At 48.6% G+C, this 16543-nt stretch carries 14 protein-coding genes; 4 read left to right on the top strand and 10 right to left on the bottom strand.

The window, feature by feature from the left end; genetic code table 11:
- Positions 1 to 29: 29 nt before the first annotated feature.
- The 8 genes from MJQ52_RS12235 to iolA form a co-directional block, all read right to left on the bottom strand.
- Positions 30 to 899, bottom strand: coding sequence for a sugar phosphate isomerase/epimerase family protein (locus tag MJQ52_RS12235; RefSeq protein WP_094247357.1), 870 nt, complete (start codon positions 897 to 899; stop codon positions 30 to 32).
- A 19-nt stretch (positions 900 to 918) separates the two neighbouring features.
- Positions 919 to 1953 carry a Gfo/Idh/MocA family protein gene (locus tag MJQ52_RS12230; protein ID WP_094247356.1) on the bottom strand — a complete coding sequence of 345 codons (1035 nt, stop codon included), beginning with the start codon at positions 1951 to 1953 and terminating at the stop codon, positions 919 to 921.
- Between the two features lie 22 nt (positions 1954 to 1975).
- On the bottom strand, positions 1976 to 3271 hold the full coding sequence (locus MJQ52_RS12225; RefSeq protein ID WP_094247355.1) for an MFS transporter: 1296 nt from the start codon (positions 3269 to 3271) through the stop codon (positions 1976 to 1978).
- A gap of 12 nt (positions 3272 to 3283) precedes the next feature.
- Positions 3284 to 4180 (bottom strand): myo-inosose-2 dehydratase, encoded by an 897-nt coding sequence (gene iolE / locus MJQ52_RS12220; protein WP_094247354.1) that lies wholly within the window; start codon positions 4178 to 4180, stop codon positions 3284 to 3286.
- A gap of 15 nt (positions 4181 to 4195) precedes the next feature.
- Positions 4196 to 6109, bottom strand: coding sequence for a 3D-(3,5/4)-trihydroxycyclohexane-1,2-dione acylhydrolase (decyclizing) (gene iolD / locus MJQ52_RS12215; protein WP_094247353.1), 1914 nt, complete (start codon positions 6107 to 6109; stop codon positions 4196 to 4198).
- Positions 6110 to 6133: 24 nt separating this feature from the next.
- Positions 6134 to 7126 (bottom strand): 5-dehydro-2-deoxygluconokinase, encoded by a 993-nt coding sequence (iolC, locus tag MJQ52_RS12210; RefSeq protein ID WP_094247352.1) that lies wholly within the window; start codon positions 7124 to 7126, stop codon positions 6134 to 6136.
- Positions 7127 to 7149: 23 nt separating this feature from the next.
- Entirely contained in the window at positions 7150 to 7965 is an 816-nt protein-coding gene (iolB, locus tag MJQ52_RS12205) for a 5-deoxy-glucuronate isomerase (RefSeq protein WP_015387476.1), read from the bottom strand.
- Between the two features lie 73 nt (positions 7966 to 8038).
- Positions 8039 to 9502 carry a methylmalonate-semialdehyde dehydrogenase gene (gene iolA / locus MJQ52_RS12200; protein WP_094247351.1) on the bottom strand — a complete coding sequence of 488 codons (1464 nt, stop codon included), beginning with the start codon at positions 9500 to 9502 and terminating at the stop codon, positions 8039 to 8041.
- Positions 9503 to 9945: 443 nt separating this feature from the next.
- Between iolA and MJQ52_RS12195 the strand changes: the two genes are divergently transcribed.
- From MJQ52_RS12195 to MJQ52_RS12185, 3 genes are all read left to right on the top strand, one after another.
- Positions 9946 to 10701, top strand: coding sequence for a DeoR/GlpR family DNA-binding transcription regulator (locus MJQ52_RS12195; RefSeq protein ID WP_004393223.1), 756 nt, complete (start codon positions 9946 to 9948; stop codon positions 10699 to 10701).
- 77 nt (positions 10702 to 10778) lie between these two features.
- Positions 10779 to 11711 (top strand): aldo/keto reductase, encoded by a 933-nt coding sequence (locus MJQ52_RS12190; RefSeq protein ID WP_070082618.1) that lies wholly within the window; start codon positions 10779 to 10781, stop codon positions 11709 to 11711.
- 118 nt (positions 11712 to 11829) lie between these two features.
- Complete coding sequence (locus tag MJQ52_RS12185) at positions 11830 to 13218, top strand: sugar porter family MFS transporter (RefSeq protein WP_004393218.1); 1389 nt, start codon at positions 11830 to 11832, stop codon at positions 13216 to 13218.
- 42 nt (positions 13219 to 13260) lie between these two features.
- Here MJQ52_RS12185 and htpG read toward each other — a convergent pair whose 3' ends face one another.
- Positions 13261 to 15141 (bottom strand): molecular chaperone HtpG, encoded by a 1881-nt coding sequence (htpG, locus tag MJQ52_RS12180; RefSeq protein ID WP_007614881.1) that lies wholly within the window; start codon positions 15139 to 15141, stop codon positions 13261 to 13263.
- Positions 15142 to 15312: 171 nt separating this feature from the next.
- Positions 15313 to 15561: a hypothetical protein gene (locus MJQ52_RS12175; protein ID WP_094247350.1), complete on the bottom strand. Its 249-nt coding sequence runs from the start codon at positions 15559 to 15561 to the stop codon at positions 15313 to 15315.
- A gap of 126 nt (positions 15562 to 15687) precedes the next feature.
- Here MJQ52_RS12175 and MJQ52_RS12170 point away from each other — a divergent pair, with 126 nt between their 5' ends.
- Positions 15688 to 16509: an SDR family oxidoreductase gene (locus MJQ52_RS12170; protein WP_094247349.1), complete on the top strand. Its 822-nt coding sequence runs from the start codon at positions 15688 to 15690 to the stop codon at positions 16507 to 16509.
- Positions 16510 to 16543: the final 34 nt, after the last annotated feature.

Here is a 16543-nt window from a genome sequence, read left to right as displayed (position 1 = left end):
GCCCCGTTCCGCCGAACTCCATACTCAGCTTATGCCATACCCAGTTCTTCTTTTAATTTCTTAAGCGTGGTCCGGCTTGATTCATCCGCTCTTTCGCCGACCCAAGCAAACACGGCGTTCGTCGCAATTCCGTCGAATTTCATCTCTCTCATCTTTCTGAAAATCGTCTCAAAATCGACCTCGCCTTGCCCGATGTCCAAATGCTGGTGAACCGTTACTTTTGCATCAGGCGGATTGACGATGTAACGCAGGCCGTGCGCCGCTTTATGATTAAAAGTATCTGCAAATAAAACATGCGTGAGGCGGTCGCCGGCTTCATCAAACATGGTTTCGATATCGCCTTTGCCGTCATCATAGAAGAACGTATGCGCAGTCGAGTAGACAAGATTGATCCAATCCTTATCGAGCGCGCGGATCATATCCATCGCACCTTTGTGCGTTTCGATAAAATCGTATGGATGGGCTTGAAGGTTGAGTTTAACGCCTTCTTTTTCAAAGACGGGCAGCAGCTCATCCATGGATTTGATGAATTTTTCTTCACTTGTCAACGGATCATACTTTGAACCGCTGAATTCACTGTTCATCAAATCCACTTCAAGTTCAACCGCAATTTCGATCGCCCGTTTCCAGTTGCGCACGGCGGCCTGGCGGCGGTCTTCATCAGGACCCGCCCAGTGGTAAAGCGGAAGAAGAGAGGACAGCTTCACACCTGTATCCTTTAAAAGGCGCTTCAATTGTTTGATTTTTGCTGAATCGACTTTCGGATATTTGTAGAAAGGACAAAAATCCTCACACGGGGACAGTTCGATATATTCGTATCCGAGTTCCGCCGTTTTATAGACCATTTCCTCTAACGTTAAATCATCGCGGTACATGGATGGATCTAAGGCCAGTTTCATTGCTTTCACTCCAAATCTATTATTTGTTCACAGTCGTAAATGATTGATAGAATGCCGGTTTCTCTTGCAACACCACTGGCTCTTTCTGTCCGGATTCCTGAGCTTTTACGCACGCGTCTGTTGTCACCGCGGCAATATAACCGTCCCATGCCGTCGGACCGCTGACTTCGCCTTTTTTCCGGATCGAATCAATGAAGTCCTGAATTTCCACATCATACGCAGCCACAAATCGGCGCTGCCAGTCCATCAGGATATCGGTGCTGAATGTCCCTTCTTTTCTCAAGCTGATGCTTGACGGTTCCGGAAGCTTAATGACGCCGTCTTCCCCGACGATTTCACATTGAATGTCGTAGCCGTATTTACAGTTCACGTAGATTTCGGCATTGATGACGATGCCGCCTTTTGTTTCGATGATGACCATCTGCGGATCTTTCAGATGCGGCAGCGCATTTTTTGATTTCTTCGGATAGATGACCTGTACGGATTCATAGTCGTCATTGACGAGCCAGTGGAGGACATCAATTTCATGAACGAGCGTATCGACGACGGCCATGTCCGTTGAATAATTCGATGCGACTGTCGGGTTGCGGTGCGCACAGTGAATCATCAGCGGCTCGCCGACCGCACGGTTGTCGATCGCTTCTTTCAGCTGAACGTAACCGCTGTCATATCTGCGCATGAAACCTACCTGCACCAATCGTTTTCCCGTCTTCATTTCTTCCTCGACAATGCGCATACAGCCTTCTGCCGTTGTCGCAAGCGGCTTTTCACAAAACACGTGCTTGCCGTGCTGAATCGCTTTCAACACGCTGGACTCGTGAGCCGGGCCCCAGCTTGTCACTAAGACAGCATCCACATTTTCAGCAGCGAGGAGGCTGTCGTCATCAGGATAAACGGAGGCGTTCAAATTGAAATGCTGAACGGTCTGCTGCGCGGCCTCCTCATTCACATCTGTGACAGCGGTAATTTCCGCTCCGGACAGCTTATTTGTGATGCGGTTGATGTGCTCTTTTCCGATAGCACCGGTTCCGATAACACCTATACGTAAATTCATTGATCGCCACTCCTTCTGATAATCAAATAATGGTTCTCGTCTTTTTTTTCCCGCTGCCGTCCTGAGGAGCACCGTACAGTTCCTCCTGTATCTGTTCAAGCGACTTGCCGGACGTATTCGGTGCGAAAACAAGCCCGATGATCATACTGGCCGTCACACATATGAGCAGAATACCGGCCATAAAACCGATGCCGAATTGTGACATGATGACCGGCACAAATAAACTCCAAATGCCGATTGAAATACGGACGAGAAAGAACATGAGCCCTTGTGCTGACGCTCTGTGTTCTGTCGGGAACAGCTCGCTTGCCCACAGCTGGTAGTTCGCCTGCTGGCCGGCTCCGTTATTGATGCCGATCGCTAAAACAAACAAAAGCAGCATCGGGAGCCCCTGAAACGGCAGCAAAAACAGCGACCAGCCGACAACAGCCATAAAGGCGCAGATTCCGAACACCGTTTTCCGATATTGATCTGCAAAAGGCATGAAGATACAGGCGACGCCGAGCCCGGTGAAGATAAACAGGGCCATCTGCAGAATGTTGGCCGTATTTGCGGATACGCCGCCGACCTGCTGGTAGATATACGGCATGAAGAATCCCATGACGCCCGCGGCGAGATTCCATACGAGAAACACACCCATTAAAAACAAAATGTTCTTGAAAAATTTCGGCTGAAGCAAGTCAAAATAAGATGTTTTTTTCACGGCGGCAGGCCGCTCTTCACTGTTTTTCCAGGCATCCGACTCAGGTAAACGCTTTCTTATCACATATGTGATCAGGGCGATCACCAATAGATGCGCAAAGACAATTTTATTTCCTAAAAGCCCGAGGTCACCGACCACAACGGATAACAGCAGAACCACAACGGCTCCGGCGGCCCACGCCACCTGCGCCACTCCGCAATGCCTCGCCCGGTTTTTCTCAGGGGCGTTTTCCGCGATAATGGTCCATGAAGCCGTAATATCCGCGCCTACAGAAATCCCGATAATCATGTATCCGCATAACAGCATGGGAAAGTTGAATCCAAACAAAACCAAACAAATTCCTAAAGCGTAGACGAGCATACTGTTTGTATATACAGCTTTTCGGCCGACCTTATCAGCCAAATACCCGCCGAGCAGCGCTCCGACGGCCGCTGATATCGCGTTTGCGCTGAAGGCGCCGAGCAATCCGATCTGACTGTCGGACAGCTTCAAATAGCTGACCCACATAGATAAACCAGCTGATCCTGCCACGATGGAACCTGCATCAATGTAATTTGCTAATGCTGCGGCGATGGTCCTTTTGCTGAAAGCTGATTCCGCCTTGGCACGATTCATATAAGTCCCCCTCTAATTTGCAGGATCAAGCAGTTCACTGTCGATGTATTTTCTCGCAATCAGCGCGTACTCAAGCGGATTGGCGACTGCCGGGTCTTGTTCGGCTTCAATGACGATCCAGCCTGAATAATCATGACGGACGAGCGTTTGGTACACTTCGGTAAAATCGATGCATCCGTCTCCGGGAACCGTAAAAATGCCCTGTAAAAATGACTGCCTGAATGACTTTCCTTCCTGTCTGCACCGCTCCATAATGTCAAACCGCGCGTCCTTGAAATGAACGTGTCTGATCCGATCCATATGCTTGTTGAGAATCGTCATATAGTCTCCGTCCGAGATATAGGCATGGCCGGTATCATAAAGTAAATGGACATACCGCGGGTCCGTTCCATCCATCAGCCGGTCAACTTCTTCCGCCGTCTGGACGCCTGTGCCGAGATGATGATGAAACGTGAGATCCAGCCCGTATTCGTCAGCGATTTTCCCGAGAAGGTTCAAGCCTTGGCACAGTGTATCCCATTCTTCATCTGAGAAGTGCGGTTTTTTCTTAAATACATCAATGTCCAAGCCTTGGACACTGTACGTCTGTTCAGAAACGATGGCGGCATCCGCTCCGACTTTCTGCAAATAATCACAGTGTTCTGTAAATTGTTCAGCCGTTTTTTCAATACCGTCTTGAATGATAAAGCTGCTGAACCATTTCCCCGCAATCCGCAAGTTCCGGAGAGCCAGCTCCTTATTGAGGACGGAGGGTTCAGGGAAAAACCCTCCCACTTCCGTACCTTGAAAACCGGCGACAACAATATCGCTTAACAAATGCTGCAGCGTATTCCCGGCTCCGATCTCCGGCATATCGTCATTGCGCCACCCAATGGGAGCGATGCCCCACAGAATATTTTGTTTGCCCATCGTGATGCCTCCCCTCTAATACTGCTTCGCAGACTTCAGCTTCATCTCTTTCGCTTCGTATGCCCGCTGAACGCTTTCCTGCTCCGACACTTCCGCCACGCCAACATGCCACCAGCTGTCATAGCCGTCCGTCATCGTTTTCGGCAGAACCTTCATTTCAATTAAAGTGGATACCTCTTGCGTTTTCGCATCTTCAAGCGCCGCTTTCAGTTCTTCAACCGTATTGGCTCTGTAAGTTTTAGCGCCGTAGCCCTCTGCCACCTTCGCGTAATCAACGTTTAAAATCTGATTGTCCTCTGTGCGGAACTCGCAGAAATAGCTGCCGCTCCCGTGATCCATCTGCAGGTTGTTGATACAGCCGAATCCGGAGTTGTCAAAGAGCAGGACATTGATTTTTTTGTTATATTGAAGCGCGGTAATCAGCTCTGAGTGCAGCATCAGAAAGCTTCCGTCGCCGACGAGTGAATAGACTTCTTTGTCGGGATGAGCCAGCTTGAGGCCGAGCGTGCCCGATACTTCATATCCCATGCAGGAATAGCCGTACTCCAGATGGTACGTATTCGGGACATTGGAATGCCACAGCCGCTGCAGATCCCCCGGAAGAGATCCCGCCGAACTGATGACGACGCTGTCTTCAGGAATCGTGTCATTGATGGTCAACAGCGCCGTTGTTTGCGGCAGCTCAGTCTCGAGCGCGTCGGCATACTCGTTTAACACGTCCTGTGAGAAATGGTTTTTAATTTCCGGCTTGAACGCGTTACGTGTAAAAGTGATCTTGCCGAGCCGGTCCCGTTCAGCCAGCCATTCATCTTTCCAGTCTTTAATCGCCGTGCCGAATGCACTTTTATATCCGTCTAATAAGCCGTGCAGCCTGCCGAGCGTCACTTTCGCATCGGCTACGACCTGAAACGCGTCAAGCTTGTATGCCTGCATGCGGCTGACGTTGATATTCAAAAATTTTGCTTTGTCAAAATCAAACGCTGTTTTCGAGGATGTCGCAAAGTCCGTGTACCGTGTGCCGACACCGATGATCAGATCAGCCTGGCGGGCGGCTTTGTTTGCGGCGAGTGTGCCCGTGATGCCTATGCCGCCCAGATTGTTGGCGAAATCGGCTTCAACCGTTGACTTGCCGGCCTGCGTTTCGACAAGCGGAATGCCGTATGTTTCAGAAAGCGCGATTAATTCCTCACGCGCGCCGGAGTACTTCGCGCCGCCGCCCACTAAAATGACGGGACGGCTGCTCTCCTTAATTCTCTCCGCGGCGCCTTTCAGCTCACGCTCGCTAGGCTGCATCCGGTCAATGTAATGAACGCGTTTTTCAAAGAAGCTTTCATCAAAATCAAATGCTTCTCCCTCTACATCCTGAGAAATACAGATGGTGGCCGGGCCCGCTTTTGCCGGATCTGTCATCACTTCAAATGCCCGGATTAAGCTGCTCATCAGCTGCTCAGGTCGGGTGATGCGGTCCCAATAGCGGGACACGGGCTTTAACGCATCGTTTGTTGTGACGGCGGCGCTGTATTCCTGCTCCACCTGCTGAAGCACCGGGTCAGGCTGCCTCGTTGCAAAGGTATCGGCCGGAAGCAGCAGCACCGGAATATGATTGGCCAGCGCCGTACCCGCGGCAGCCGTCAAGTTAGCGGCACCCGGACCGACCGATGTCGATACCGCGTAAATTTTTCTTCTCAGCATCTGCTTGCTGTATGCCATCGCGGCATGCGCCATGCCTTGTTCGTTTTTGCCTTGATAGACTTTCAGGTGCCCGGCGTCCTGCTCGAGCGCCTGCCCGATCCCCAACACATTTCCATGGCCGAAAATCGTGAAGATGCCCTCAACGAACGGCTCTTCTTTTCCGTCAACATGAATGTACTGCCGGTTCAAGAATTGAATCAGCGCTTGTGCTGTCGTTAAGCGAATGGTCTTACCCACAAACGATCCCACCTTTTATACGTTCTATTTACCGTTAAGACTGTGCTGCGCTTCAATCAGTTCGATGATTTCACCGGCAGCCGGCATTGCTTCTGAGGAGCTGTGTTTGCTGACGACGATGGAAGCGGAAGCGCTCCCGTATTTTAAAGCCGTTTCAATATCCCGGCCGCTGACCAGTCCGTAGATGAAGGCTGACGCATAGGAATCACCCGCTCCGAAGGTCTTCAGCACCTTTGTTTTATAGGCGTGCGCCCGGAAAACTTCCCCCGATCTGCTGTATGCGTATGATCCGTCAACGCCGTGCTTAATGACGACAAGGTCGGCGGCGTGCGCAAACAAATGGCGGACGGTTTCATCGTTATTTCCGCCGCTGCGGTTTTCCATTACGTCAAATTCGTCACGCGTACCGATGACGATATCGGATTGTTCCGCAACCAGCGTGTAGTACACGGCTGTTTCTTCTGCCGATTGCCATGTATACGGACGGTAGTCGAGCTCAAACACGACTTTTACGTCATGTTTTTTTGCGATTTGCACCGCTTTTAAGACGGCTTCGCGCGACGGGCTTTTCGCAAGCGCCGTACCTGATACGAGCAGCATTTTCGCGTTTGCGATGTAGCCTTCATTGACTTCGGACGGCTCTAGATACAAATCCGCCACGTCATCCCGGTACATCAGAATGCTGCACTCTTCGGGACTGAGAATTTCCGTAAAAGCGAGCCCCGCTTTGCGCCCTTCTCTGTCAACGGTCATTTGTGACGTATCAACGCCCTTTTCCTGCATATAAGAAACGATAAATCTGCCGTGCTGGTCATCCGGGATTTTGCCGATAAAACCGGCTTTTAATCCGAGCTTGGCGCTGCCGATCGCAATATTTGCCGGGGAGCCGCCGACATATTTAGAAAACGTCATCGTTTCTTCCATCGGCCGGTTGTATTCCGCCGCGTTCAAATCAATACACGCGCGTCCGATCGCGACAATATCAAACTCTTTTTCTTCATTAAACGTATATTTCATCGTTATCTGCCACTCCTCACTTGTCAGCGTTCCAGAATCCATTCATGGGCCGGATCATTATGAAACTTCCATTTTCGTGTCGGTCCCGCCATTACATTCAGGTAGTAAGAGGTATACCCGTCCGGAACACCAACCGGGTGATAGCCCGCCGGCACGATGACAACGTTTTCATTTTCTGCGGTCATCGTCTCGTCAATCGAGCGGTCGTCCGTGTACACACGCTGGAAGACAAATCCCTGCGGCGGGTCCGTTTCATGGTAATAGGTTTCTTCTAAAAAGGATTCAGCCGGCAGATTGTCTTGGTCATGTTTATGAGGCGGGTAGCTCGACCAGTTGCCGCTGTCCGTGTAAACTTCAACAACGAGAAGGCTGTTTGCCGATGGATCTGAATCGGGGAGAATGTTATGAACGGTTCGTTTGTTTGCCAGCTTGCCGCGATGTTCCACACCGTTGTCTTCCGCTTTAATCAGCTTTGTCGGAAGCTGGTGTTCGGACGGAGAGTAGCACAGCGCGACCCTCGCCCCGCTGACGGCTGTGATTCCAAAAGAGCGGTCATTGGACACATAAACGCTGTCCGTCGGTTTTCTATCAAATACGCTTTCACGGGTGCCGATGCTTTCAAATGTCTGATCATAATCAGTGACGGTAACTTTTCCCGTTACCGCAACGATGCAGCACTCCGTCTTTTTCAAATCTTCTGTATATGTTGAGCCGGGAGCGAGATCAACGACTTTAAATCCGACATATTTGAGGTCTGAATTGGCTGAAGTGACGTCATGTATGATGGTCACACCTTGAGAAATCTCATCGGCCTGCGGTTTGCGCAGCAAATGACTCATGTTTATTCCTCCTTAATGGATGGTAAAAGAAAACCCGGACGGAATCACAAAGCCGTCCGGGCCGGCTGTCTGATCAATTGAAGTCAGGAGACGGGTATCGTGCCGTCACGACTTTTTTACGTGTATAGAAGTCGACGCTGTCTTTTCCGTTTGCGTGCAATGTGCCGAAGAAAGAAGACTTCCAGCCCGAGAACGGGAAGAATGCCATCGGCGCCGGGACGCCAAGGTTGATGCCGAGCATTCCCGCGTCAATATTCTCACGGAAGTAGCGGATCGCGTTCGCATTTGACGTGAACAGGCAGGCGCCGTTCGCAAATTCAGACTGGTTGGCGATGTCAACCGCTTCTTTTAAGTTTTTCACGCGGATGACCGACAGAACGGGCGCAAAGATCTCATCTTTCCAGATCGTCATATCCGTCGTCACGTTGTCAAAAATCGTCGGTCCGACGAAATAGCCGTCTTCCGTTACATGTTCACGGCCGTCACAAAGCAGTTTCGCTCCTTCCTCGATGCCTTTTTCAATATAGCTGTGCGTGCGGTTTTTGTTGTCCTCGCGGATGACCGGTCCCAAAAATACGCCGTCATCCAGTCCGTTTCCGATCTTGATGTCCGCTGCTTTTTCCTGTAATTTCGCCATAAACTCATCGGCGATTCCCTCTTCAACCGTCACGACCGCGCATGCCATGCAGCGCTCTCCTGCCGAACCGAATGCCGCGCCGATAATGTTTGTGACCGTATCTTCAAGGTGGGCGTCATTTAACACGATCGTATGATTTTTCGCTCCCGTTAACGCCTGCACGCGTTTCAAATGTTCGCTGCCTTTTTTGAAAACATACTCGCCGACAGGTTTTGAACCGACGAATGAGATGGCTTTAATCTCCGGATGCTCAAGAATGCCGTTTACGACGTCATGCGCGCCGTGCACGACATTGAAGACGCCCTTCGGCAGACCGGCCTGTTCAAACAGCTCTGCCAGTTTTTCCGTTAACAGCGGCGTGCGCTCAGAAGGCTTCAGAATGAAAGTGTTTCCTAACGAAATCGCCATCGGAAACATCCAGCACGGGACCATCATCGGGAAGTTGAACGGTGCGATACCGCCGACCACCCCGATCGGATAGCGGTAATTCGCCGCCTCTACATCCGTCGCGATAGAGGCAAGTGAATCGCCCATCATGAGTGACGGCGCTCCCGCTGCGAATTCGACGTTTTCAATTCCGCGTCCCACTTCACCGAGTGCTTCTGTCGTGTTTTTACCGTTTTCCAAAGTGATCAGACGGGCAAGCTCTTCTTTGTTCTGCTGGAGAAGCTGCTGATAGTTAAATAGAATTCTCGCACGGCGCGGCACCGCCGTCTTCGACCATGTTTGAAACGCTTCTGACGCTGAGCGGACGGCGTATTCCACATCCTCCCGTGTAGAAATCGGAACCTGGCACATCACTTCTTTTGTCGCCGGATTGACAACGTCTTCATATTGATCTGTCTTACTTTCAACCCATTCACCATTGATGTAGTTTTTCAGTTTTCTGATCTCTGCCATTCTCATTGCCTCCTTAAATAGTAAACATCCTGTCAGCTGGATAATAACGGATGAATATATTCATCTTTTACATATAAAAGACATGAATTAAACGCTTACAAATGCTAAAATGATGGTGAATCCCAATCTTTCCATGTAAAAGTTGGTCATGTGACGGATAAAGCAAACGATTACATCTTTCAATTTTGATTTTACAGGTTATATTTTGGTCATTTCTTGGTTACATTGTAAGCCCAACACACCTTCAAGTCAATCTAAAAAATCAAAATTTTTTCATTATTTTTATCGTACTTTTTTTGAGCGGGAAAACAGGAACTTGGAGAACCGTGTCGAATCGTACGGTGGGAACCCTCTTTTTTATCATTTGTTAAGTAACTATTGATTAACTCTTGGTGTTTATTATATATTTTAATTACTTTAAGAATTCTAGAAGGAGTTTTTTTATGAAACTGATGCGGATTCAGGAGATGGAAGAATACATTCTCAAACACGGAGCCACTTCGCTGGATGAGCTGTGCGAGGTATTCAACGTCTCTAAAAACACGGTCAGACGCGATATTAATAAGCTTGCGGAAAAAGGGGTGATCAAAAAGGTGTACGGCGGCGTGACGTCAGCAGAAAAATCTGTGCTCGTCCCTTTTGAGAACCGCACCATTCAACATCAGGATGAAAAAATCAAAATCGCCCGCTATGCGTCGCGGTTTATCGAGGATCACGATCTTGTATTTATTGATTCCGGCACGACGACCAAATCGATGCTGGAGACGCTTGATCCGGATAAGAATGTAACGGTGTTGACGAACAGCCTTGATATTATTAACGCCGCTTCATCCATGAAAAATATCGACCTGATCATCATCGGCAATAACTACAAGCGGAAGACAAGGTCGTTTGTCGGCATTGATGATCCGAGCACCCTCAATAAATACAACATTAACAAGGCGTTCATGTCCGCTACCGGGACAACGATCACCCACGGCCTGACGAATTCCGATTTACTGGAATACGAGGTGAAAAAGAAAATTTCCGAAAAGGCGAACGAAGTGTATCTGCTCGCGGATCATTCCAAATTCGGCAAATCCACGCTTTTGACATACGCGCCTTTCGACCGGCTTCACAGCATTGTCACTTCTCAGCAGCTCGATGAGGAATATACGAAGTATTGCCAAGAGCACCAAATCGACATTCACTTGGCATAGCGTTATAGTTAATAGAGAACGCTGCCGTATTTTTCCGGCAGGCGCTATGATATCCAATTTTTTCAGGGGGCGAAAACATGAGCAAAGTAACAATCGGCAAAACTGACCTAAAGGTATTTCCGATCGGTTTGGGAACAAATGCGGTCGGCGGACACAATCTCTATCCGAATCTGAATGAAGAAACGGGAAAAGAATTGGTCCGGGAAGCGATTAAAAGCGGCGTTACCATGTTAGATACTGCCTATATTTACGGTGTGGGCCGTTCTGAAGAATTGATCGGCGAGGTGCTGAAAGAATATAACCGCGAGGATGTCTTCATCGCCACAAAAGCCGCTCACAGAAAAGAAGGCAATGACTTTGTTTTCGACAACTCACCGGCCTTTTTGAAACAATCAGTCGAAGACAGCCTGAAACGCCTGCAGACTGATTACATCGATTTATTCTACATCCATTTCCCGGATGAGCACACGCCGAAGGACGAAGCCGTTCAAGCATTGAATGAGCTGAAAAAAGAAGGAAAAATCCGTTCCATCGGCGTATCCAATTTCTCTTTGGAGCAGCTGAAAGAAGCCAATAAAGACGGCTTAGTCGACGTGGTTCAAGGAGAATACAACCTGCTGAACCGTGAGGCGGAAAAGACTTTCTTCCCTTATACGACAGAACACGGCATCTCATTCATTCCGTACTTCCCGCTCGTATCCGGACTGCTGGCCGGCAAATACGACGAGAACACAACCTTCCCGGAAGGCGACCTGCGCAATGATCAGGCGCATTTCCAAGGGGAGCAGTTTAAAGAAAACATCAAAAAAGTCAACCAGCTCAAACCGATTGCCGAAAAGCACAATGCCGATACGGCGCATATCGTGCTTGCCTGGTACTTGGCGAGACCTGAAATCGATATCCTGATTCCGGGCGCCAAACGCGCGGATCAATTAAAAGACAACGTGAAAGCAGCCTCCATTACGCTATCTGCTGAAGAAATCGCGTTTATTGATAAGCTGTTTTCATAAGAAAAAAACACGCCTTTTTGAAAGGGCGTGTTTTTTATGTTTATATTTTTCTCTTCGGGGAATGAAATAGTTATCTAAATAAACTATTATGCGTTCCAAAAGATGAGGAGGATCATCTGTGAAGAAAAACACCAAAAAATACCTGATTTACTTTTTCGGAGCATTGGGCGGGCTGCTTTACGGCTATGACACCGGTGTGATTTCAGGGGCTTTGTTATTTATTAACAATGATATTCCTTTAAACACGCTGACCGAGGGATTGGTCGTCAGCATGCTGCTGCTCGGTGCGATTTTCGGGTCCGCCTTAAGCGGGACATGCTCTGACCGATGGGGCCGGAGAAAAGTGGTTTTCGTCCTTTCACTCATTTTTATTATCGGCGCGCTTGCCTGTGCGGCTTCGCAAACCGTCACTATGCTGATTATCTCCCGTGTCATTCTCGGGTTAGCCGTCGGAGGCTCAACGGCGCTGGTTCCCGTTTATCTATCTGAGATGGCGCCGACAAAAATACGCGGAACGCTCGGCACATTGAATAACTTAATGATTGTGACCGGAATTTTACTCGCATATATTGTGAATTACATATTCACCCCGTTTGAAGCTTGGCGCTGGATGGTCGGTCTCGCGGCAGTACCGGCGGCGCTTTTATTAATCGGAATCGCGTTTATGCCGGAATCTCCGAGATGGCTCGTCAAACGCGGCCGTGAGCAGGAAGCCAGACAAGTCATGGAAATGACTCACGACAAAGAGGATATCGCCGTTGAATTGGCGGAAATGAAACAAGGAGAAGCCGAGAAAAAAGAATCTACGCTCGGCTTGCTGAAAGCAAAATGGATCCGTCCTATGCTGCTGATCGGGATCGGCCTCGCCATCTTCCAGCAGGCGGTCGGGATCAACACGGTGATTTACTATGCGCCGACCATCTTTACAAAGGCCGGACTCGGCACTTCGGCGTCCGTTCTCGGCACGATGGGCATCGGTGTCTTAAACGTCATCATGTGTATCACCGCCATGATCTTAATTGACCGGATCGGCCGGAAAAAACTGCTGATGTGGGGAAGTGTCGGCATTACCTTGAGCCTGGCGTCACTATCAGCCATTCTCCTTCTGGCCGGCCTGTCAGCTTCAACAGCTTGGCTGACCGTGCTGTTTCTCGGAATCTATATCGTCTTTTATCAGGCGACATGGGGTCCCGTCGTATGGGTCCTGATGCCGGAATTGTTCCCGTCAAACGCACGCGGAGCCGCAACCGGATTTACGACATTGATTCTGTCGGCAACCAACCTGATCGTTTCACTGGTATTCCCGCTTATGCTGAGCGCCATGGGCATCGGCTGGGTATTCGGAATATTCTCAGTCATCTGCCTCACATCCTTCTTCTTCGCCGCTTACATCGTTCCTGAAACGAAGGGCAAAAGTTTAGAAGAAATCGAAACGCACTTGAAAAAACGGTTCTCCTTAAAGAAGCGCAGCAAACAAAATCAAATTCTTAAACAGCGCACACTGTAATCAAAAAAGGAATCGCCCCCGCTGGGCGATTCCTTTTTGGCGTCATACCATAACTTTGCAGATGTCATTCGTAAACTCGACTGGATCATGGATCGGCAGTCCTTCAATCAGAAGCGCCTGATTGTACAGCAGGTTTGTGTATAAAGCAAGCTTTTCCCGATCTTGCCCGTGCGCGTTCTTTAACGTCTCAAACACTTCGTGGTTCGGGTTGATTTCCAGCACTTTTTCCGCTTTGACCTGCTGGCTGTCAGGCATGGCGTTTAATACTTTCTCCATTTCGATCGTCACTTCGCCGTCTGTCGCAAAGCAGACCGGATGGGATTTTAAGCGTTTCGATGCTCTGACGTTCTTGACTTTATCCGCAAGAATCTCTTTCATGCTTTCGAACAGGTCTTTATATTCGTTTTCTTCGGCTTCAGTCTGCTTTTCATCTTCGTCACTGTCGATGCCTAAGTCGGCGCTTGAGACGGATTTGAACTCTTTTTCCTCGTAGCTTGTCAGCATTTTGATCGCGAATTCATCAATATCTTCCGTGAAATATAAAATCTCGTAGCCTTTGTCCGCCACCATTTCAGTTTGCGGCAGCTTTTCAATCCGCTCATATGAATCGCCGGACGCGTAATAGATATATTTTTGATCCTCAGGCATTCTGGACACATATTCGTCCAGAGTGACGAGCTTTTTCTCCTTAGATGAATAGAAGAGAAGCAGATCTTTTAAGACGTCTTTATTCGCGCCGAAATCATTATAGACGCCGAATTTCAGCTGTCTGCCGAAAGATTCATAGAAAGATTCGTATTTTTCCCTTTTGTTCTTCAGCAGGCTCTTCAGCTCGGCTTTGATTTTTTTATTGATGTTTTTCGCAATCAGCTTCAGCTGGCGGTCGTGCTGCAGCATCTCTCTGGAAATGTTCAGCGACAGATCCTCAGAGTCCACCATGCCTTTTACAAAGCTGAAATGATCCGGAAGCAGGTCGGCGCATTTGTTCATGATCAGCACGCCGTTGGAATACAGCTCCAATCCTTTTTCGAATTCCTTCGTATAATAGTCAAACGGCATGTTTTCCGGAATAAACAAAATCGAATTGTAGCGCACCGCTCCATCGACGCTGATGTGCACGTGGGTCAGCGGTTTATCGAAGCCATAATGCTTTTCAGCGTAAAAAGCCTCGTAATCCTCATCCGTCAGCTCGCTTTTGTTTTTTCTCCAGATCGGCACCATGCTGTTGACCGTCTGTTCTTCCTGAACTTCTTCAAATTCGTTCTCGCTGCCCTCTTTCGGCTTGTTGACCGTCTCTTCCATTTTGATCGGGTAGCGGATAAAATCAGAGTACTTTTTCACGATCGCTTTGATGCGGTAGTTTTCTAAAAACTCATCATAGCTTTCATCTTCTGTGTTTTCTTTTATTTTCAGGGTGATTTCCGTACCGACGGTTTCCTTGTCACACGGCGCGATCGTGTAGCCGGCGGCCCCTTCCGACTCCCATACATACGCCTCGTCACTGCCGAGCGCCTTACTTTTCACCGTGACTTTATCAGCCACCATAAACGCCGCATAAAACCCGACGCCGAACTGGCCGATAATGTCATGGCCGTCTTTCGAGTCATTTTCTTGCTTGAAAGCGAGTGAACCGCTTTTCGCAATCGTGCCGAGATGCTGTTCAAGCTCGTCTTTTGTCATCCCGATACCGGTATCTGTGACGGTGAGCGTTCTCGCTTCTTTATCCGCCGTCACTTTTATATAGTAATTGTCTTGATCAAACGTTAATGAATCATCGGTTAACGCCTTGTAATAGATTTTGTCAATCGCATCGCTCGCGTTGGAAATTAACTCGCGGAGAAAAATTTCCTTCTGCGTGTAAATGGAGTTAATCATCATGTCCAGCAATCGCTTGGATTCTGCTTTAAACTTTTTTTTCCGCACTTCAGATCTCTCCTTTAATTATGCTTTGATGTTATGTAAAATCTTTTCAGCATCTATTTATCATATACAGTGACAATTGTCAACTAGGATTAGCAGATGCATATATTGTAAATTTAACATGTTAATGGATTCATTTCACCCATTTTATCAATAAAAAAGAGAGAATGTTGATCATCCTCTCCCCTCTGCTTCTTTCCGGCGGCCGAATTCCTTCTTCATCCATATGTATGACGGGTAGAAAAACAAACTAAATAAGATAAGAGATCCCAAGTTTCGCAAAGACTCATGCAGAACATTTCTTACAGTGAGAGGAAACGTGATGTCCTGAAACAGAATAGAGATAACGGTGTAAATCGCAAATCCCATAGGAACAATGGCATAACAATAAAACGCTATCTCCTTCTTATGCTGTATCTTCAAAATATGTAAACCTCCCAATGATGTATATACATAATATTAACATATTTAATAAGTATTTAGAAATAAACCTCCGTATGTTTATCCCCCTATTCAGCGGGAACAGTTAAAAAAAGGAGGAATCGCATTATGGGAAGATTAACAGACAAAACCGCAATCATCACAGGGGCCGCGACAGGCATCGGACAAGCGACGGCACGGGTTTTCGCCGATGAAGGCGCCCGCGTGATCTGCGGTGACATCAATGAAAGCGAACTGAATGAAACCGTCAGCGCCATCAGAAAAAACGGCGGAGAAGCAGAAGCCTTTCACCTTGATGTATCAGACGAAGAAAACGTAAAGTCTTTTGCGGACGGCATTCAGCAAAAGTACGGAACAATTGATATTCTGTTTAACAATGCCGGTGTTGACCAAGAGGGCGGCAAAGTCCATGAATACCCGGTCGAGCTTTTTGACCGGATCATCGCCGTCGATCTGCGCGGCACATTTTTGTGCAGCAAATACCTGATTCCGCTCATGCTCGAAAAAGGAGGCTCCATCATCAACACCTCCTCCATGTCCGGCCGGGCCGCAGACCTTGACCGCTCCGGCTATAACGCCGCAAAAGGCGGAATCACGAACCTGACGAGAGCGATGGCCATTGATTACGCCAGAAGCGGAATCCGCGTCAATTCCTTATCGCCGGGCACAATTGAAACGCCGCTCATTGATAAATTGGCAGGCACGAAAGAAGACGAAATGGGCGAGGCGTTCCGTGAAGCCAACAAATGGATCACGCCGCTCGGCCGGCTCGGAAAACCGGAAGAAATGGCGGCTGTCGCGCTCTTCCTCGCTTCAGACGACAGCTCTTACGTCACGGGAGAAGACATCACCGCAGACGGCGGCATCATGGCATACACTTGGCCGGGGAAAATGCTGATTGATAAGAAGTGGAAGGAAGAGACGGAGTGACGATAGATAATAAAAAAAGCCAGTGCAAAAACAC

It is taken from the genome of Bacillus sp. jun7 (assembly GCF_051034795.1).
Taxonomy (GTDB): domain Bacteria; phylum Bacillota; class Bacilli; order Bacillales; family Bacillaceae; genus Bacillus; species Bacillus velezensis.
Note: the sequence above shows the minus strand (reverse complement) of the source record. Positions and strands in the feature narration are given on the sequence as shown.